Source organism: Streptomyces sp. NPDC088794 (genome assembly GCF_044750545.1).
Classification (GTDB): Bacteria; Actinomycetota; Actinomycetes; order Streptomycetales; family Streptomycetaceae; genus Streptomyces.
In genome coordinates, this window is sequence record NZ_JBIVKB010000022.1 from 74,917 (window position 1) to 93,342 (window position 18,426).

Genomic DNA, 18,426 nt, shown 5'->3' on the forward strand with positions numbered 1-18,426 from the left:
GGCGTCGAGCCAAGGGCGGGCTGACATGGGACTGCTGGACGGCCGCAACGCGGTGATCACCGGCGGCGCACAGGGCATCGGCTTCGAGATCGCCGGCGTGCTCGGCGCGGCGGGCGCGTCCGTCGTCCTCGGCGACATCAACGAGGTCGTCGCCGCGGAAGCCGCCGAACGCCTCGCCAAGAACGGCGTCGCGGCCACCTCGCTGCGCTGCGACGTCACCGACGAGAACGAGGTCGCCGCGCTGGTCGCCCACTGCGCCGACACCTTCGGCCCGGTGGACGTCATGGTCAACAACGCCGGGATCACCCGGGACGCGACCCTGCGCAAGATGGCCGTGGACGACTTCCGCGCGGTCGTCGACGTCCATCTGACCGGCGCCTGGAACGGCACCCGCCACGCCGCCGAGGCGATGCGCGCGCACGGACGCGGCGGCAGCATCGTCAACATCTCCTCCATCGCCGGCAAGGTCGGCAACTTCGGTCAGACGAACTACAGCGCGGCCAAGGCCGGACTCGTCGGCCTCACCAAGGCCTCCGCCAAAGAACTCGCCAAGGCGGGCATCCGCGTCAACGCCGTACAGCCCGGCCTGATCCGCACCGCCATGACCGAGGCGATGCCGCCGGCCGCTTGGGACGCGAAGCTCGCCGAGATCCCCCTGGCTCGCGCGGGCGAGCCCGCCGAGGTCGCCCAGGCCGTCCTCTTCCTCGCCTCCGACATGGCGAGCTACGTCACCGGAGCCGTTCTCGAGGTGACCGGCGGCCGGTACATGTGACCCCTCGTGAAAGGCATGGCTGATGTCCGCCCTCCTGCGTGACGCGGTGATCTGCGAACCCGTGCGTACCCCCGTCGGCGGCTACGGAGGCGTCTTCCGCGACGTGCCCGCGACCGAGCTGGCCGCCGCTGTCGTACGCGCCGTACTGGACCGCACCGGCATCCCGCCCGCCACCGTCGACGACGTGCTGCTGGGCCAGTGCTACCCCAACGGCGAGGCCCCGGCCATCGGCCGCGTGGCCGCCCTCGACGCCGGTCTGCCGGTGGAGGTGCCGGGACTGCAGATCGACCGCCGCTGCGGCTCCGGACTACAGGCCATCATCACGGCGGCGATGCAAGTGCAGACCGGCGCGAGCGATCTCGTGCTGGCCGGCGGCGTCGAGTCCATGAGCCAGGCGGAGTTCTACACCACCGGCGTCCGCTTCGGTGTGCGCGGCGCGGGCACCACCCTGCACGACCGGCTGGCCCGCGGCCGGGTCACGTCCGGTGGCGTCAACCACCCTGTCCCTGGCGGGATGTTGGAGACAGCCGAGAACCTGCGGCGCGAGTACGCGATCCCCCGCGAGGAGCAGGACCGACTCGCCCTGCGCTCCCACGAGAAGGCGGTCGCAGCCCAGCGCGAGGGCCGCTTCACCGACGAGATCGTGCCGGTCACCGTACGGACGAGGAAGGGCGAGGCGGTCGTCGACACCGACGAACACCCGCGCCCCGACTCGACGTTGGAGAAACTCGCGAGCCTGCGTTCCGTACTCGGACGGCAGGACTCCGAGGCGACGGTCACCGCCGGGAACGCCAGCGGACAGAACGACGGCGCCGCCCTCTGCATCGTCACCCACCCCGAGCGCGCCGCCGAACTCGGCCTGCGCCCCCTCGCCCGCCTGGTCTCCTGGGCCGTCGTGGGCGTGCCCCCGGAGACGATGGGCATCGGCCCGGTACCCGCCACGGCCAAGGCACTTGAGCGCGCGGGGCTGAAACTCGCCGACATCGACCTGATCGAACTCAACGAAGCCTTCGCCGCCCAGGTGCTCGCCTGCACCCGCGAATGGGCCCTGACCGAGGCCGACTTCGAACGGTTCAACGTCAACGGATCCGGCATCTCGCTGGGCCACCCCGTCGGCGCCACCGGCGGCCGCATCCTCGCCACCCTGCTGCGCGAACTCGACCGCCGCCAGGCCCGCTACGGCCTGGAGACCATGTGCCTCGGCGGCGGACAGGGCCTGGCCGCGGTCTTCGAACGGCCCACCCACACCACCGACGCCAAGGGAGGACGCTGATGCCCGGACTGATCGCATACGGCGCCTACGTGCCGTACCACCGCCTCGCCCGCGCCGACATCGCCGCCACCCTCGGGACGACCCCGTCCCGGGGCACGCGCGCGGTCGCGGGCTACGACGAGGACACCACCTCGATGGCCGTCGAGGCGGCCCGTTCCGCCCTGGCCAGGGACGGACTGCGGACCCGCATCGGCCAGTTGTTCCTCGCCACCGCCGCGCCCGCCTACCTAGACAAGACGAATGCGACCGCCGTCCACGCCGCACTCGGCCTCGACCCGCACGTCCTCGCCGCCGACATGGCGGGTTCCGTCCGCTCCGGCCTCGGCGCGCTGGTCACCGCCGCCCGCTCCCCGGTACCGACCCTCACGGTCCTGTCCGACCTGCGCACCGGCCTGCCCGGCGGCGGCGACGAGGCCGCGGGCGGCGACGGCGCGGCGGCGTTCGCCTTCGGCGGCCACCGCAACGGAGCCCCCGTGCTCGCGGAGCTGCTCGCCCACGACACGGTCAGCGACGAGATCCTCGACCGCTGGCGGCTGCCCGGGGCGCCCGCCTCCCGCGTCTGGGAGGAACGCTTCGCCGAGGACATCTACGCCTCCCTCGCGGACAAGGCGCTGAGCGCCGCCCTCGATCAGGCGGGCCTGGACCGCGGCGCCATCGATCACCTCATCGTCTCCGGCCTGCACGCGCGCGCGTGCGCGACGGTCCGTCGTACCGCGGGTGTACGGCCCGAGGCGGCGACCGCGGACCTCACCGCGCAGATCGGCAACGCCGGCACCGCCCAGCCCGGCCTGCTCCTCGCCGATGTCCTTGACCGCGCCGAACCGGGCCGGATCATCACGCTCGTCGTCCTCGGCGACGGCGCAGGAGTCCTGCTCTTGCGCACCACCGACGCCCTCCCCGCACACCGTGCCGCCCGCCCGGTCGCCGCGCAGATCGCAGCGGGCGGCACCCCCATGCCGTACGCCACCTATCTCTCCTGGCGCGGCCTCCTCGACCGCGAACCACCCCGCCGACCGGATCCCGAGCCGCCCTACGCCCCGCCCGCGCACCGCCGCACCAGCTGGAAGTACGGCTTCGTCGCCTCCCATTGTGAGAAGTGCGGGACCCGGCATCTGCCGCCGGACCGCGTCTGCGTCTCCTGCCGGAGCATCGACGCCATGACCGACGAGCCGATGGAGCATGTCCCCGGCACCGTTGCCACGTTCACCGTGGACCGGCTGGCCCACACCCCGAGCCCGCCCATGCTCGTCGTGGTCGTCGACTACGACGGCGGCGGCCGCTTCCGCTGCCAGCTCACCGACGCCACCGAGGCCGACGCCGTCATCGGCGCCCGGGTCGAGATGACCTTCCGGCGCACGGTCACCGCCGCCGGCGTACACAACTACTTCTGGAAGGCCCGGCCGGTACGCACCGGCGAGACCGAGGGGACAGGCGCATGAGCTCGCACGGAATCCGGGACCGGGTCGCGATCGTCGGCATGGGCTGCACGCCCTTCGGCGAGCACTGGACCCGCTCGGCGGACGACCTGCTGGTGGACGCCGTCGGCGAGGCGGTCACTTCGGCCGGGATCACGCTCGACGACATCGACGCGTTCTGGCTCGGCACCCAGGCGTCCGGAGTCTCCGGACTGACCCTCAGCCGCCCGCTGCACCTGCCGTACAAGCCGGTCACCCGCCTGGAGAACATGTGCGCGACCGGCTCCGAGGCGCTGCGCAACGCCTGTTACGCGGTCGCCTCCGGCGCCTACGACGTGGCGATGGCGGTCGGCGTGGAGAAGCTCAAGGACTCCGGCATGTCCGGACTCTCGGGCACCACGATGCCGGGCGCCGGCGACGACAGTCGCGGCGAGATCACCGCCCCGGCGAACTTCTCCCTCCTCGCTCCCGCGTATGCCGCCAAGTACGGCCTCGCGGAAGAGGAGTTGAAGGACGTCATCACCCGCATCGCCTGGAAGAACCACGTCAACGGCGCCCGCAACCCCCGCGCCCAGTACCACAAGGAGGTGCCGCTGGAGCGCATCCGGTCGGCGCCGATCGTCGCGGGCATGCTCGGCGTGTTCGACTGCTCGGGGGTCTCCGACGGTTCGGCGGCGGCGATCGTCGTACGCGCCGAGGACGCCTACCGGTACACCGACAAGCCGATCTTCGTGAAGGCGCTGTCCTTCGTCGCCGGTCCTGCGGACGGACTCCTCGACCCCGACTACGACTTCACCACCTTCCCCGAGGTCGTCGTCTCGGCCCAGGAGGCCTACCGGCAGGCGGGCATCACCGACCCGCGCGCCGAACTCGCCCTCGCCGAGGTCCACGACTGCTTCACACCAACGGAGTTGGTGCTGATGGAGGACCTGGGCTTCTCCGCGCGCGGTCAGGCCTGGAAGGACGTCACCAGCGGTGCCTTCGACCTGGACGGCGCACTGCCGGTCAACCCGGACGGCGGCTTGAAGGCCTTCGGCCACCCCATCGGTGCCTCCGGACTGCGCATGATGTTCGAAGCCTGGCTCCAGCTGCGCGGCGAGGCACCGCCCGAGCGGACGGTCGGGTCCGTGGCCGAGGGCCGCACCCTCGCCCTCACCCACAACCTCGGCGGCGGCCCCGGCGAATGTGTCTCCTTCGTCTCCGTCGTCGGCAGCGAACTCACCGACTGAGAAAGGTGGTTGAGTCATGGGCCGACTCGACGACAAGATCGCGATCGTGACCGGCGCCGCGTCCGGCATCGGTGCCGCCACCGCCCGCCGCCTGGCGGCCGAGGGTGCCCACACGGTCGTAGCGGATCTGAACCTCGACGGCGCCAAGGCGGTCACGGAGGAGATCCGGGCCGCCGGCGGATCCGCCACAGCGGTCCCGGTCGACTTGGGCGACATCGACTCCGTACGGGCCATGGTGGCCACGGCAGTTGAGACCTACGGCGGCCTCGACGTCCTGCACAACAACGCGGCGGCCACTCACCTGGCCGCCCGCCAGGACCTCACCGTCCTGGAGGCCGACCCTGCGGTCTGGGACGACACCATGCGGATCAATCTGCGCGGCACCATGGTCGCGATCCAGGCCGCCGTCCCGCACATGATCGCCCGAGGCGCCGGCTCGATCATCAACACCTCGTCCGGCGCCGGACTCGCGGGTGACCTGCGCAATCCCGCGTACGGCGCCTCGAAGGCCGCCCTCATCAACCTCACGCAGTACGTCGCCACCCAGTACGGCAAGCAGGGCGTGCGCTGCAACGCCATCGCCCCGGGGTTCATCGTCACGCTGGCGAGCGCCGGTTTGGCGCACGGGGCGATCCGGGAGAAGATGCTCCGCCATCACCTCACCCCGCGCCTCGGCAGGCCGGAGGACGTCGCCTCGGCGGTCGTCTTTCTCGCCTCCGACGAGTCCGCGTTCATCACCGGGCACACCCTGCGCGTGGACGGCGGACTGCTCTCCCACCAGCCGTACGTGGCGGACCTGCGGGACGCCTGAACCGCCGTCAGGACAGCGTCTCCGGCTCCAGGTCGCCCAGGTAGGCGGCCCGGACCGCCGGATCGCGGCGCACCTCCTCCGGGGTGCCGGCGCAGATCCGGCGGCCGAAGTCCAGGACGACGACCTGGTCGCAGACGCTCATCACCATGTCGACGTCGTGCTCGACGAGCAGCACCCCCATGCCCCAGTCCTCGGCGAGCCGTCGCACGAGCTGGGCCAACTCCCGTGTCTCGTCGTCGGACAGTCCTGCCGCCGGTTCGTCCAGCAGCAGCACGGACGGCGAGGTCGCCACCGCCCGCGCGATCGCCAGCAACCTCCGCTCGCCGTAGGAGAGATCACCCACCGGCCGTTCCAGGCTCTCCTGGAGTCCGAACTCCCGTACCGCTACGAGTATTTGGGCGGGCAGCGGGCGACTGCCCGGACGGATCAGGTCGGTGAGCCAGGCCCACCGGCCCGGTCGCTCGCAGGCGGCGTAGAGGTTGTCCAGGACCGTCATGTCCTCGAACAGCTCCAGCGACTGGAAGGACCGGCTCAGCCCGGCTGCGGCCCGGCGGTGCACCGGTACGCGGGTCACGTCCCGCTCGCCGAGGCGGACGCTGCCGGACGCGGCCCGGGTGAAGCCGGTGACGGCGTCGATAGCGGAGGTCTTGCCGGCGCCGTTGGGACCGATGAGGCCCACCACCCGGCCCGGTTCGACGTCCAGCGAGAGCCCGTCGACGGCGACGACACCGCCGTAGCGGACGGTGAGGCCGCGTATCTGGAGGGGGAGGGGCGCGGCGCGCGGTACGTCCGGCAGGGGATCAGGCTCCTCCTCGGGTGCGACGGCAGAGCGCTGTGGGCGTAGCTTTCGCTCAAGCCCCCGCGCCTGCCTGCCGAGTTCCTTGCCGATGCCGTCCTGGTTGCCCACCAGGGTCAGCACCAGGACGATTCCGCCGATCAGCGGCATCCACTCGCTCAGCCCGGGCAGCACCAGGTCCCCGAACCGGGCGCCGACCGTGCCCGCGGCGAACGTGGCGCCGAACAGCGGGCCGATGAGGAAGCCGACCCCGCCGATGACGGCGAGCCCGAGCGCGGTGACGGAGTCGAAGCTCGCGAAGTCGGAGAACACCACCGACGTCGAGCGGAAGCCGGTCAGTACTCCGGCGAGCGCGGCGATGGCCGCGGACAGGCCGAAGGCGTAGAGCTTGGCCGCCCGGACGTCGATGCCGAGGGCGGCGGCGGCCCGCTCGTTGGCCCGTACGGCGATCAGACGTCGGCCGGTGCGGCTGCGCCGGACGTTGGCGACCACGAGCGCGGCGGCGACGAACAGGACCAGGACCACGGCGGCGTAGCGCTGCGGATGGTCGACCCCGGAGATGCTGACGCCGAAGAGCGTCTGCTTGCCCACCGCGATGCCGTCGCTGCCGGGTGTCGTGGACAGGTCGGTGTTCTGGAAGACCATCGCTTCGAGGGTGGTGCCGAGCCCGAGCGTGATGATCGCGAGATTGACCCCGCGCGTGCGCACGGCCGGCAACGCGAACAGCAGGCCGATCGGCACGGTGCCCAACACGCCTGCCAGCAGGGCGAGTTCGAAGGGCCAGCCCCAGTCCGCCGCGGCATGTCCGGCGATGAAGGCGCCGGTGCCGGCGAGGGCGTAGGCCGCGAGCGACACCTGCCCCGCATAGCCGGTGACCACGATGATCGACAGGATGATCAGCGAGAGCACCAGCGTGCTGGTGATCGCGTCGGCCCACAGCGGCGTGGACAGGCTCACCAGTACCAACCCGAGTACGACGGCCAGCGTCAGCGGGACGGGACGCACTCTGCCGGTCCCCAGGGCCGGGAGGCGGTCGAGGAACGTGCCGCGCAGCGGCAGCGCCCGCCCTCGCGCGACTAGCACCAGGGCGATGAAGAGGAACGGCACCGACGAGGCGAGTCCGGTGACGCCGGAGCCGAAGCGGGTCAGTTCGGACTGCGCGACCCCCATGACCAGACCGCCCGCCAGCGTGATCGGGAACGACGAGAACCTGCCGACCAGGGCGGCGGCCAGCGCGCTCAGCAGCAGTGTGGTCAGCCCGGTCACCGACAGGCCGATCACCGGCACGATCAGGATGGCGGTGAGCCCGGCGAGCGCGGAACCCAGCGCCCAGTTGCCGGCCGCGAGCAGGTCCGGGGACCAGCCGAGCGCGGCGGCGGCGCCCTCGTTCTCGGCGACCGCGGTGGTGCCGAGGCCGAACAGGGTGCGCTTGTAGAGGAGATGGAGTGCCGCGGTCACGGCGATCGCGATGCCGAGCAGCCACATGCGGTCCTCGGAGACCGTTGCCCCGGCGATCGTCAGCAGCCGGGTGGGCAGCTTGCCGGGCACCAGTTGCAGGCTGTCGCCGTAGCGCTTGACGGCGATCGCGGTGAGCACGATGAACACCGCGAGGGTGCCGACCAGCCGGGCCAGGGTGGACGCCCTGCGCAGCGGGCGGATCACCGACAGGTGGGTGAGCACGCCCAGCACGGCGGAGGTGAGCACGCCGCACGCGGTGGCGGGCCAGTACGGCACACCGTGATGGACGGCGAGTTCCCACTGGACGTAGGCGCCGGCCATTCCGATCGCGCCGTGCGCGAAGTTCAGGACGCCGGAGCCCCGGTAGACCAGCACGATGCCGTGCGCGGTGAGCGCGTAGAGGGCGCCGAGCCCCAGGCCGAGCAGCGCGAAGCGCAGGACGTCGTCCATCCGAGGAACCTCCCAGACGCGGGACGAGACAGTGCATTCATTTAAATAATTGTGCCGAGAGTACTTCACTAACCCAAAAATGCACCCCATGCTGTTCGGCATCTCGACGTCGCCCACTTTGGGCGCGAGCCCCGCGGAGGGACCATGAACGACTCACGCCGAAGCAGAACTGCCGCAGCGAGCGCTCTCGCGGTGACCGGAGCCCTGCTCGCCGCAGGCTGCGGCGGAGAGGCGGCCGGCAGCTCGGCCGAGACCTCGTCGCTGAAGGGCACCCCGGTCAAGGTGATGGTCTGGGCGCCGGAGAACACCCAGGGCAGCGCCCAGCCCGGGATCCACCTCACCGCCCAGGCCTACGAGAAGTGGATCAACGCCAACGGCGGGATCAAGGGCGGACCCCTGAAAGTCGAGTTCTGCAACGAGAAGGGCGACCCCGACGAGGCCGAGAAGTGCGCTCAGCAGGCCGTCGCGGACAAGGTGGCCGCGGTCGTGGGCTCGTACAGCCTCGCCGGAGACCGCTACATGCCCATCCTCCAGAAGGCCGGCATCCCCTACATCGGCGGGACCGGCGTCTCCGCCGCGGAGTTCTCCAACCCGCTGTCCTTCCCGGTCAACGGCGGCACCCCGGTGGTGTTCGCCGCCCACGGCCGCCAACTGGTGGAACAGGGCTGCAAGAAGATCACCGGCGTACGGTACGACGTGGCCGCCGCGGCCGTGGTCTCGCACTTCCTCACCCTGGGCGTGACCTCCGCAGGCGGGACGGCGCCCAAGGACCTCAAGGTGCCGCTCACCGCGACCGACCTCGCCCCGCAGGTCGCCGCGACCAAGGGCAGCGACTGCGTGAGCGTCATCCTGGGCACCGCCTCGGACCTCTTCGTGAAGTCCTACGTGCAGTCCGGCGACAAGACCAAGCTCGCCAGCGTCGTCGGCAACCTCACCCCTCAACTGGCCGCGAGTACCGGCGGAAGCAGCGGCCCGCTGGAGGGCGCCGCGATAACCGGCTACTACCCGCCGACCTCCGACGCGGTGTGGAAGGACTTCGTCAAGGCGGCCAAGGGCCAGGACATCGACACCACCAACGGCGCCAACGCCACGACCTGGGTCGCCTTCAGGGTCTTCACCGAGGCGGCCAAGAAGCTGCCGACCGTCTCGGCCAAGGCATTGGTGCAGGAACTCGACACCACCTCCGGCATCGACACCGGCGGCCTGACCCCGCCCCTGACCTGGAAGGCGTCCACGGCCCTGCCGATCAAGGGTCTCGACCGCATCCACAACACGACCGCCACCGAACTCACCATCCGCGCTGGGAAGATCGAGTGGGCCAAGGCCGGGTCCACCTTCGTCGACGTCCGCAAGGTGCTGACGACCGCGTCGTCCGGCTGACTCCGGCTGAGGAGCAACCCCGTGTCCGACACCTCTGTGCCCCTGATCGCGACCCACGCCCTGTCCGCCGGATACGGCCCCCGACCCGTCGTGAGCGACCTCGACCTGGAGGTCCGGCCGGGCGAGGTCGTCGCCCTCCTCGGCCCCAACGGCGCGGGCAAGACCACTACTCTCAGGGCGCTTTCCGGCGACCTGGCCCCGATCGGCGGCGAGATCCGCTGGCTCGGCAACCCCGGCCACACACCCCTGCACCGCCGCGCCCGTGAGGGCCTCGCCTATGTCGGTGAACGGGCCGTCTTCACCCGCCTCGACACCACGGACAACCTACGGGTCGGCCGCGTGCCGACCGACCGTGCCGTCGCGCTCTTCCCCGAACTGGAGAAACGCCTGAAGACCGGCGCGGGCATGCTGTCCGGCGGCGAGCAGCAGATGCTGTCGCTGGCGCGTGCCCTGTGCCGTACGCCCCGGCTCCTGCTGGCCGACGAACTCTCCCTCGGCCTTGCCCCGTTGGTCGTCGACCGCCTCCTGCGCGCCGTCCGTGAGGCGGCCGACCAGGGCCTGGGCGCACTGCTGGTCGAACAGCACGTACGCAAGGTGCTCGACATCGCCGACCGCGTCTACGTCCTGCGCCGGGGCCGCGTCGTCATGACCGGCACCCCGAAGGAACTGCGTGGCGACCTCGATGCCATCGAGTCTTCCTACCTCGCCGACAACCCGACGTCATGACCGATTGAGGTGGTTGCCGTGCCCAGCGCACGCGAACAGATCCGGACCCTCGTCCGGTCCGGTGACACATTCGACCAACCCGCCCGGGACCTGCGGGAGTTGCAGCTCGAAGCGGCACGGGAGGCCTTCGCCGCCCACCGCGAGCGCATCCCGCTGCTGCGCACCAGGGCGGACGAGACCGGCGTACACGGGATCAACGGTCTCGACGACCTCGTACCCCTGCTGTTCTCCCACACCAGCTACAAGTCGTACCCCCTCTCCCTCATCACCGGCGGGCGGTGGGACCGTCTCCTGCGCTGGTACACGACCGTTTCGGTGGTCGAGCCGGGCGACGTCGACGTCGAGGGCGTGACCGACATCGACGAATGGACCGACCGCGTCACCGCCGCCGGCCACCGCCCTTACATCACCAGCGGCACCTCGGGAAAGGTCTCCTTCCTCAACTGCGCCACGAGCGACCTGAGTTTCCTGCACGACATCCTGGAGAACCTCACCTGCTGGCCCGACCCGCTGCCGCCGGAGCGGACCCGCCGCGGCTACCTCCTGGCACCGGCGAGCGGTCCGATGCGCTCGATCGACGGCTACCGCTGGCACGCGGACGTCTTCGCGCGGCCCGGAGAGACGCGCTTGCTCACCGAAGAACCCATGCGGGTCTCGGAGTTGATGAGCAGCGCCCTGCTGCGCCGCCGGATGGCGGAGGGCACCGCCACCCCGCAGGAGATCAGCTCCTTCGAGGCCGCGTCCGGGGCCCGCGAGGCGGAACTCGGCGCGGCCGTCAGCCAGATCGTCGACGACATCGCCGCACACCGGACCGAGCCGCTGCTGATCGCCGGGATGAACAACCAGCAGTTCACCCTGATCCAGGCCCTGCGCGCCCAGGGCGTACCCGACGGGAGCCTCCACCCGGACACGCTGGTCCTCAGCGGCGGCGGCAACAAGAACGGGGTCCTGCCCGACGACTACCAGCAGCAGTTCGCCGCCTTCTACGACGGCGTACGGCGAGTACGCAGTTACGGCATGACGGAGCTTCAGGGGTCGTGTGTGGCATGCGAGTCGGGCAACTACCACGTCCCGCCGTGGGTGATCCCGCTCGTCTTGGACGAGCCGGGCGAGAAGCTGCTGAACACCGAACAGGGCTTGGTGGAGGGCCGGTTCGCCTTCCTGGACGTATCGCTGGAGGGCCGGTGGGGCGGGTTGATCAGCGGGGACCGGGTCTTCGTCGACTTCTCGCCGTGCGACTGCGGCCGGCCGGGACCGACCGTCCTGCCGGACATCCGGCGCTACGGGGACCTGGGCGGCGAGGACAAGATCACCTGCGCCGCGACACTCGACTCCTATGTGCGGGGGATGATCCACGGATGAGCACCACGACCGACACCGAGGTCGTGCACGTGGTGCGCGGCGAGGTCGACCACGGCTCACCCGTCGCGTACGGCCGAGCCGGTTCCGCCTTCACCGCACCGGCACTCGACCTGGACCGCCTCGTCTGGCCGCGCACCGAACCCGGCCCCGCCTTCCACGTGCCCGTAGCGGAGATCGTCGACCTGCTGGTGGGGACCGGCGAGGCCCTCAAAGCGGACCGCGAGGGCCTGCTCGCCGAGGCCCTCGACCGCATGGTCCGGGTCAGCCCGCTGCCCGCCGAGGTCCTCGAACGCGCCTACGCCGTCTTGTGGCGCAGCTTCCAACGGCCGGGCCTGTACGCCCAGATCGACCACGAACTCGGCGGCGCGGACGTGCTCGACGGCTGGCGCGAGGTGCATCTGCCCGAGAACCGGACCGCGGCCACCCGCGCGTTCCCGCCCCGCCTGGTGCACATCATCGCCGGCAACGCACCCGGCGTCGCCGCGATGTCCGTCGTGCGCGGCGCCCTCACCAAGGGCGTCAACCTGCTGAAGCTGCCCTCGAACGACCTCTTCACCGCGACCGCGATCCTGCGCACGATGGCGGCGGTGGCTCCCGGCCACCCCGTGGTCCGCTCCTTCTCCGCGGTGTACTGGCGCGGTGGCGACGAAACGGTGGAGAGCGTGCTGTTCCGCCCGCAGTTCTTCGACAAGCTGGTCGCCTGGGGCGGCGAGGCCACCATCCGCGGCGCACTGCGGTACGTCGGCCCGGGCTTCGAGCTGGTCTCCTTCGACCCCAAGACCTCCATCTCACTGATCGGCCGCGAGGCGTTCGAGTCGCCCGAGTCCCTCGCCCGAGCCGCCGACGCGGGCGCGGCCGACGCCACGTTCTTCAACCAACAGGCCTGTGTGGCCAGCCGCTTCCAGTTCGTCGAGGGCTCCTGGGCGGACGCCGACCGCTACGCCGCCCTGCTGTGCGAACGTCTGGGCGTGGCAAGGGAGTTCAGCTCGGCCGACGGCCCGCGGGTCAGCACGGCACTGCGCGAGGAGATCGACGTCCTGCGGTCCATGACGCCCGACTACCGGGTGTGGGGCGGCTACGACGGTCGTGGTCTGGTCATCCGCTCTCCCGAGCCGGTGGACTTCCACCCGGACGGAAAGATCGTCGACGTCGTCCCCGTCGCCGGGCTGACGGAAGCGGTCGCCCACACCGGAGTCGCCACACAGACGGTCGGCGTGTACCCGGACAGCCGGAAGGCGGAACTGCGCGACGCCCTCGCCTGCGCCGGAGTCCAGCGCGTGGTCTCCCTCGGCAGGGCGGGCGGAATGCCGCCGGGCCTCTCCCACGACGGCTTCTACCCACTGCAACGGCTCATGCGCTGGGTGAACGACGAGTGAGGCGGGGGACCCGCGACCCGGCGGGAGCATGAGACCGAGCGAGTTCTCCTTGCGGAAGTGGTAACTCCGCCCGGGAAGAGGGCAGAACGGGGCCATGCCAGACGACAATGACCCAACTCGTCCCTGGAGGTGGTGACTTGACCGTCATCGTCGGCCTGGTCCATCGGGGGCGGGTGCACATCGCCGGAGACTCGGCAGCCAGCAGCGGATCGCAGCTCACGATCCGCCGCGACCCGAAGGTCTTCTCCAACGGTCCCTATGTACTCGGGTTCACATCCTCGTTCCGTATGGGCCAGCTCCTGCACCACGCGTTCGAGGCACCACACCCCGAAGGCGACCTCGACCGATTCATGGCCACGCGCTTCATCAACGCCGTCCGCTCCTGTCTCAAGGACGGTGGCTGGGCCCGCAAGGACTCCGAGCAAGAACAGGCCGGCGTCTTCCTCGTAGGCGTCCACGGCCGTCTCTTCGAGATCCATGACGACTATCAGGTCGGCGAGCCGGCCGTGGGATATACCGCTGTCGGCTCCGGGGACGAACTGGCCCTCGGCGCCCTTCACGCCACCGCCGAGCTCGGCCTCAAACCGCGCCGGCGGCTCACTGCCGCCCTGCGTGCCGCGGATCACCACAACGCATACGTCTCCGCCCCGTACACCTACGTCAGGACACCCCGCTGAACCAACCCGCGGGAGGGGCGGAACATCGCGCCGTACCACCTCGTCCGTCCGAGCGTCGTCAGCTCGGGAGCGGGTGCTACCCGGCCGGACAGGGTCAGTTGACGGCGTCGAGGTCGTCGCGGACCCGTCGCGGCTCGGCGTCGAGCGGCATGTTGGCCTCGTCCCGCACCGCGTCAAGGGAGCCGGGCGGGTCCGGGTCCAGCGCAGCGAACAACGGCCCCAAGTCGCCTGGCGCGGCTCCCTGTTCGGCCACCAGCTCGAAGGTACGGCCGGCCGCCTCGGGAGCGGTGAGGGCCGCCACCAGGACCCGTGCGATGTCGGCGCGGGCGACACGTCCGTCGGCGGGGCCGCCGGAGCGGCGGCGGTCGCCCTGGAGGAACACCAACCGGTGTTCGTCGGGTCCGTTCATGTCGAACCAGCCCGGCCGCACGATGGTGTACGTGAGGCCACTGGCCCGTACCAGACGCTCCGAGCGGCGCTTCCACTCCAGCAGACGGCCGTAGCCGCTGCCGCGCGTGGTGGCCCCGATGGATGTCATCAGCGCCACGCGGGGCCGCGCGCCCTCCTGGGCGCCCAGGGCGGTCAGGACGTTGCGTACGCCCGCGTAGTCCACCGTCTCCGGCGAGGAAGCGCCGGTGCCGAAGGAGCCGAGGGTGAGCACGATGGCGTCGGCGCCGGCCACCGCCTCGGGCAGGGTCTCGGGCCGGATCACGTCGCCGACAACGAGCTCGGCGTCGGCGGGGAGCAGCTGGGCGCCCTTCGCACGGTCACGCACCAGGGCCCGGACGGTGTGTCCGCGGGCGAGCGCCTCGGCCACCACGAGCCGTCCGATGCTGCCGGTGGCGCCGATCACCAGCACGGTCAGGGGCTGTGCCGCCATGTTCGTCTCCTCCTCACAAGGGCACGGGCGGTCATGCCTGCGTCGGCGCGAAAGTCGCGCCGTCGATCACGAACCGGTAGCCGACGTCGGAAGCGAGCATCCGTTCGTAGGCGGTGTTGCTGTCCTGCGCGTCGATCAGCTCGATGTCGGCCGTGACGTCGTGCTCGGCCGCGAGGTCGAGCATCTCCTGCGTCTCGGCGATGCCGCCGAACAGCGATCCCACGAGGGACCGACCGTTCCGGAGGAGGGCGAAGGCGTCGATCGGCATCGGCTCGGTGACGCGAACGAGCGGCGCCCCTGCTTCGTGGGTGCCGAACCCGTTGACGGTGGTGGGCATGTGATTCCTTTGCGCGGATACGAGGTGATGTCAGGCCTCGGGGATGGCGCGTCCGTAGGTCGCGAGGGTGACGTCCGAAGGCTCGGGGCCGCCGCGCCGGCCGGTCTCCAGGGCGTCGAGGGATTTCAACTCGTCCGCGGTCAGGGCGAAGTCGAAGACGTCCACGTTCTCCGCGATGCGGTGGCGCTTGGTCGACTTGGGAATCACCGAGCGGCCCTGCTGGATGCCCCAGCGCAGCAGCACCTGGGCCGGGCTCTTGCCGTGCACCTCGGCGATCGCGGTGACGGCCGGGTCATCGAGGACGCTCCCGCGGTCCTCGCCCTGTCCGCGGTAGAAGGTGATGCCGCCGATGGGAGACCACGCCTGGTTGAGGATGCCGTGCTCGTCGTCGAAGTCGAGGACCGCGCGCTGCTGGAAGTACGGGTGGATCTCCAGCTGGTTGACGGCGGGCACGACCGTGGCATTGTCGAGCAGCGCGGTCAGGTGGTCGACCATGAAGTTGCTGACGCCGATCGCCCGGACCCTGCCGTCCGCCAGGAGTCGCTCCAGGGCGCGGTAGGCGGCGCGGGTCCTGTCGAAGTCCGACGGCAGCGCCTGGTGCAGGATCAGCAGGTCGATCCGGTCCACACCGAGCTTGGCGGCGCTCTTGTCGAAGCCGTGCAGGGTCTCGTCGTAGCCGTAGTCGCTGATCCAGATCTTCGTCTCGATGAACAGGTCCTCGCGGGGCACGGCGGAGGCGCGGACGGCCTGGCCGACCTCGCGTTCGTTGCCGTACGCGGCGGCGGTGTCGATGTGCCGGTAGCCGAGGTCGAGCGCGGCCGTGACGGCGGCCCGGGTCTCGTCGGGCGGGGTCTGGAAGACACCGAGTCCGAGGGCGGGCATCTCGACGCCGTTGTTGAGGGTGAGGGTCTGCATCACAGGGACCTTTCGTGCGGGCGGGTGCATGCGGGAACGATGTGCCGAGGTAGAGCATCCGGGGGACGAGCGCGCCGCCGCGCGCCCGACTCGCCGACAGCCGCACGCACCGCGACGGGCGGCGTGGATTCCGGCATGGCGATGTCGCCGGTCCCGTCGAACGTGAGAGCTGCGCGCACAGTGGTGTCCTTCGCCGCGGGGTGAGGGCCCGGTGTCGGACTCCCGGCCCTCCGTTCTCCTCCAAGAGAACCCCGTACGGGCTCAGGAGTGGGAGTCACTGGTCTTCCAGGTACTGGCAGTACCTCGCGGGTCCTCGCGGACGGACCTACGGTGAAGGTCACGGCGGGACCGTCGTAGGTCGCGCTGGACCGTCCCACCGGGGCGCGATCACCGGCGGCGGAACGATGTCAGGGATCTGGACGATGGCAGACAGAGACAAGAAGAGCGTGGCCGCCGAGGTCCGCGAGTTCCTGAGCACCCGGCGTGCCCGCATCACCCCCGAGCAGGCCGGACTGCCGGTCTACGGCGGCGGCAACCGGCGCGTCGCGGGCCTGCGCCGTGAGGAGGTCGCGCTGCTCGCGGGCATGAGCGTCGACTACTACGTCCGCCTGGAGCGCGGGAACCTCTCCGGCGCCTCGGACTCGGTGCTGGAGTCCCTCGCGCACGCACTCCAGCTGGACGAGGCCGAGCGCACTCACCTCTACGACCTGGCCCGCGCGGCGACACCGTCGGGCCGGCGCCCCACGGTGACGGCGTCCCGGGTGCGGCCCACGATCCTGCGACTGCTGGACTCGATGACCGATGTGCCGGCGTACGTACGCAACGCGCGCTTCGACATCCTGGCCTCCAACACGCTGGGCCGTGCGCTGTACGCACCCCTCTTCGACTCGCCGCTGTTCGCCCAGCGCGGGCCGGTCAACAGCGCCCGCTTCATGTTTCTGGACCCCGCGAGCAAGGAGTTCTGGGTCGACTGGGACAAGGGGGCCGGCGATGCCGTCGCCTTCCTGCGCACCGAGACGGGCCGGGCGCCGCACGACAAGGCGCTCACCGACCTGATCGGTGAACTGACGACCAGAAGCGACGACTTCGCCCGCCGCTGGGCCCGCCACGACGTGAAGTTCCACCGCGCGGGGGTGAAGAACCTCCACCATCCGCTGGTCGGCGATCTGGCCCTGCCCTACGAGGCGATGGACCTGCCCGCCGATCCCGGCCTTCGCCTCAACTTCTACACGCCCGAACCCGACTCCCCGGCGCAGGAGGCCCTGGGCCTCCTCGCCAGCTGGGCGAGCACCGGGACCGTCGTCCCGACCGCGAACGACTGACAGCGACCGACAGCGACCGACTACGACTGACAACGAGCGACTGCAACTGCTGACGACTCAGTACGACTGAGCACACCCGAGGAGAACCCCTTCATGCAGTACCGACCGCTCGGCCGCACCGGTGTCCAGGTGAGTCCGCTCTGCCTGGGCGCGATGATGTTCGGCCCCTGGGGCAACGAGGACGAGGCCGACTCGATCCGGATCATCCACCACGCCCTGGACGCGGGCATCAACTTCGTCGACACCGCGGACGTGTACTCCGCGGGCGTCTCGGAGGAGATCGTCGGCAAGGCCCTCAAGGGCCGCCGCGAGGATGTGTTCCTGGCGACCAAGTTCTTCATGCCGATGGACCGGAACGACCCCAACCAGCGGGGCGGCTCACGGCGCTGGATCATCCGCGAGGTCGAGAACTCCCTGCGCCGGCTCGACACCGACCACATCGACCTCTACCAGGTCCACCGCCCCAGCCCCGACACGGACGTCGCCGAGACCCTCGGCGCCCTCTCCGACCTCGTGCACCAGGGCAAGATCCGCTACATCGGCTCCTCGTCCTACTCCGGCTCCCAGATCGTCGAGGCCCAGTGGACCTCGCGGGAGCGCCACCTGGAGCGGTTCGTGACCGAGCAGCCGCCGTACTCGATCCTGGTCCGTGGCATCGAGGAGGACGTACTGCCCACCGTGCGCCGTCATGGCATGGGCACCCTCACCTACAGTCCGCTCTCCGGCGGCTGGCTGTCGGGTCGCTACCGCAAGAACGCCACCGAGGGTCCCGCCTCCGCGGCCCGCCCCCAGGCCCGCTTCGACATGAACACCCCTGCCAACCAGCGCAAGCTCGACGCCGTCGAACAGCTCGCGCTCCTGGCGCAGAAGGCGGGTCTCACCCTGATCGAGCTCGCCGTCGCCTTCGTCATCAACCACCCCGGCGTCACCTCGGCGATCATCGGCCCGCGCACCATGGACCAGCTGGAGGCGTTTCTGCCGGCCGCGGACGCCTCGCTGTCGTCCGACGTGCTTGACGCCATCGACGAAATCGTCGCGCCCGGCGTCACGGTCAACCCGGTCGACAACAGCTACGGCGACTTCGAACTGCTTGCCGACCAGCGACGCCGCTGACGCGTCCCCGGCCGGCTGGTCACGCCGGCCGGCGCACCGACTTCCCCGTGACCACGAAGGGCGCACCGCTTCGGCCCGTGGCCTCCTGACATTCCAGCGACTTGTCCTCCGCCAGGAATCCGTCGTCGGTCCGA

Annotated in this window: 16 protein-coding genes; 12 read left to right on the forward strand and 4 right to left on the reverse strand. The window is 70.8% G+C overall.

Annotation, left to right across the window (positions count from 1 at the left end):
• Positions 1–25: 25 nt before the first annotated feature.
• The 5 genes from fabG to ACIP6U_RS43100 are packed head-to-tail and all read left to right on the forward strand — an operon-like array spanning position 26 to position 5,500.
• On the forward strand, positions 26–772 hold the full coding sequence (fabG, locus tag ACIP6U_RS43080) for a 3-oxoacyl-ACP reductase FabG (protein WP_401728424.1): 747 nt from the start codon (positions 26–28) through the stop codon (positions 770–772).
• A 22-nt stretch (positions 773–794) separates the two neighbouring features.
• On the forward strand, positions 795–2,045 hold the full coding sequence (locus tag ACIP6U_RS43085) for an acetyl-CoA C-acetyltransferase (RefSeq protein WP_401728425.1): 1,251 nt from the start codon (positions 795–797) through the stop codon (positions 2,043–2,045).
• A complete protein-coding gene (locus ACIP6U_RS43090; RefSeq protein WP_401728426.1) occupies positions 2,045–3,484 on the forward strand; it encodes an OB-fold domain-containing protein in 1,440 nt (479 codons plus the stop codon). The genes ACIP6U_RS43085 and ACIP6U_RS43090 overlap by 1 nt, the downstream gene beginning before the upstream one ends.
• Entirely contained in the window at positions 3,481–4,689 is a 1,209-nt protein-coding gene (locus tag ACIP6U_RS43095) for an acetyl-CoA acetyltransferase (RefSeq protein ID WP_401728428.1), read from the forward strand. The genes ACIP6U_RS43090 and ACIP6U_RS43095 overlap by 4 nt, the downstream gene beginning before the upstream one ends.
• A gap of 16 nt (positions 4,690–4,705) precedes the next feature.
• Positions 4,706–5,500 carry an SDR family NAD(P)-dependent oxidoreductase gene (locus ACIP6U_RS43100; RefSeq protein WP_401728430.1) on the forward strand — a complete coding sequence of 265 codons (795 nt, stop codon included), beginning with the start codon at positions 4,706–4,708 and terminating at the stop codon, positions 5,498–5,500.
• A 7-nt stretch (positions 5,501–5,507) separates the two neighbouring features.
• Here ACIP6U_RS43100 and ACIP6U_RS43105 read toward each other — a convergent pair whose 3' ends face one another.
• Positions 5,508–8,204 carry an ATP-binding cassette domain-containing protein gene (locus ACIP6U_RS43105; protein WP_401728431.1) on the reverse strand — a complete coding sequence of 899 codons (2,697 nt, stop codon included), beginning with the start codon at positions 8,202–8,204 and terminating at the stop codon, positions 5,508–5,510.
• A 144-nt stretch (positions 8,205–8,348) separates the two neighbouring features.
• Between ACIP6U_RS43105 and ACIP6U_RS43110 the strand changes: the two genes are divergently transcribed.
• The 5 genes from ACIP6U_RS43110 (at position 8,349) to ACIP6U_RS43130 (ending at position 13,725) form a co-directional block, all read left to right on the forward strand.
• Positions 8,349–9,584 (forward strand): ABC transporter substrate-binding protein, encoded by a 1,236-nt coding sequence (locus ACIP6U_RS43110; protein WP_401728432.1) that lies wholly within the window; start codon positions 8,349–8,351, stop codon positions 9,582–9,584.
• A gap of 21 nt (positions 9,585–9,605) precedes the next feature.
• Positions 9,606–10,310: an ABC transporter ATP-binding protein gene (locus tag ACIP6U_RS43115; protein WP_401728434.1), complete on the forward strand. Its 705-nt coding sequence runs from the start codon at positions 9,606–9,608 to the stop codon at positions 10,308–10,310.
• An 18-nt stretch (positions 10,311–10,328) separates the two neighbouring features.
• Positions 10,329–11,672, forward strand: a complete 1,344-nt coding sequence (locus tag ACIP6U_RS43120) for a hypothetical protein (protein WP_401728436.1) — start codon at positions 10,329–10,331, stop codon at positions 11,670–11,672.
• Entirely contained in the window at positions 11,669–13,048 is a 1,380-nt protein-coding gene (locus ACIP6U_RS43125; protein WP_401728437.1) for an acyl-CoA reductase, read from the forward strand. The genes ACIP6U_RS43120 and ACIP6U_RS43125 overlap by 4 nt, the downstream gene beginning before the upstream one ends.
• Positions 13,049–13,185: 137 nt before the next feature.
• Entirely contained in the window at positions 13,186–13,725 is a 540-nt protein-coding gene (locus tag ACIP6U_RS43130) for a hypothetical protein (RefSeq protein ID WP_401728439.1), read from the forward strand.
• A 94-nt stretch (positions 13,726–13,819) separates the two neighbouring features.
• Here ACIP6U_RS43130 and ACIP6U_RS43135 read toward each other — a convergent pair whose 3' ends face one another.
• The 3 genes from ACIP6U_RS43135 to ACIP6U_RS43145 are packed head-to-tail and all read right to left on the reverse strand — an operon-like array spanning position 13,820 to position 15,857.
• Entirely contained in the window at positions 13,820–14,605 is a 786-nt protein-coding gene (locus ACIP6U_RS43135; RefSeq protein WP_401728441.1) for an SDR family oxidoreductase, read from the reverse strand.
• A gap of 31 nt (positions 14,606–14,636) precedes the next feature.
• Positions 14,637–14,942, reverse strand: a complete 306-nt coding sequence (locus ACIP6U_RS43140; RefSeq protein ID WP_401728443.1) for a hypothetical protein — start codon at positions 14,940–14,942, stop codon at positions 14,637–14,639.
• A gap of 30 nt (positions 14,943–14,972) precedes the next feature.
• Positions 14,973–15,857, reverse strand: a complete 885-nt coding sequence (locus tag ACIP6U_RS43145; RefSeq protein ID WP_401728445.1) for an aldo/keto reductase — start codon at positions 15,855–15,857, stop codon at positions 14,973–14,975.
• A gap of 422 nt (positions 15,858–16,279) precedes the next feature.
• Here ACIP6U_RS43145 and ACIP6U_RS43150 point away from each other — a divergent pair, with 422 nt between their 5' ends.
• Both ACIP6U_RS43150 and ACIP6U_RS43155 read left to right on the forward strand, forming a co-directional pair.
• Positions 16,280–17,179 (forward strand): helix-turn-helix transcriptional regulator, encoded by a 900-nt coding sequence (locus tag ACIP6U_RS43150; protein ID WP_401728447.1) that lies wholly within the window; start codon positions 16,280–16,282, stop codon positions 17,177–17,179.
• A gap of 93 nt (positions 17,180–17,272) precedes the next feature.
• Positions 17,273–18,292, forward strand: a complete 1,020-nt coding sequence (locus tag ACIP6U_RS43155; RefSeq protein WP_401728448.1) for an aldo/keto reductase — start codon at positions 17,273–17,275, stop codon at positions 18,290–18,292.
• Positions 18,293–18,426: the final 134 nt, after the last annotated feature.

Bases quoted from the DNA above. Each gene is read 5' to 3' on its own strand.
- ACIP6U_RS43140 (WP_401728443.1), bottom strand. From the start codon at position 14,942: ATGCCCACCACCGTCAACGGGTTCGGCACCCACGAAGCAGGGGCGCCG.
- ACIP6U_RS43100 (WP_401728430.1), top strand. From the start codon at position 4,706: ATGGGCCGACTCGACGACAAGATCGCGATCGTGACCGGCGCCGCGTCC.
- ACIP6U_RS43145 (WP_401728445.1), bottom strand. From the start codon at position 15,857: ATGCAGACCCTCACCCTCAACAACGGCGTCGAGATGCCCGCCCTCGGA.
- ACIP6U_RS43105 (WP_401728431.1), bottom strand. From the start codon at position 8,204: ATGGACGACGTCCTGCGCTTCGCGCTGCTCGGCCTGGGGCTCGGCGCC.
- ACIP6U_RS43090 (WP_401728426.1), top strand. From the start codon at position 2,045: ATGCCCGGACTGATCGCATACGGCGCCTACGTGCCGTACCACCGCCTC.
- ACIP6U_RS43155 (WP_401728448.1), top strand. From the start codon at position 17,273: ATGCAGTACCGACCGCTCGGCCGCACCGGTGTCCAGGTGAGTCCGCTC.
- ACIP6U_RS43110 (WP_401728432.1), top strand. From the start codon at position 8,349: ATGAACGACTCACGCCGAAGCAGAACTGCCGCAGCGAGCGCTCTCGCG.
- ACIP6U_RS43125 (WP_401728437.1), top strand. From the start codon at position 11,669: ATGAGCACCACGACCGACACCGAGGTCGTGCACGTGGTGCGCGGCGAG.
- ACIP6U_RS43095 (WP_401728428.1), top strand. From the start codon at position 3,481: ATGAGCTCGCACGGAATCCGGGACCGGGTCGCGATCGTCGGCATGGGC.
- ACIP6U_RS43150 (WP_401728447.1), top strand. From the start codon at position 16,280: ATGGCAGACAGAGACAAGAAGAGCGTGGCCGCCGAGGTCCGCGAGTTC.
- ACIP6U_RS43135 (WP_401728441.1), bottom strand. From the start codon at position 14,605: ATGGCGGCACAGCCCCTGACCGTGCTGGTGATCGGCGCCACCGGCAGC.
- ACIP6U_RS43085 (WP_401728425.1), top strand. From the start codon at position 795: ATGTCCGCCCTCCTGCGTGACGCGGTGATCTGCGAACCCGTGCGTACC.
- fabG (WP_401728424.1), top strand. From the start codon at position 26: ATGGGACTGCTGGACGGCCGCAACGCGGTGATCACCGGCGGCGCACAG.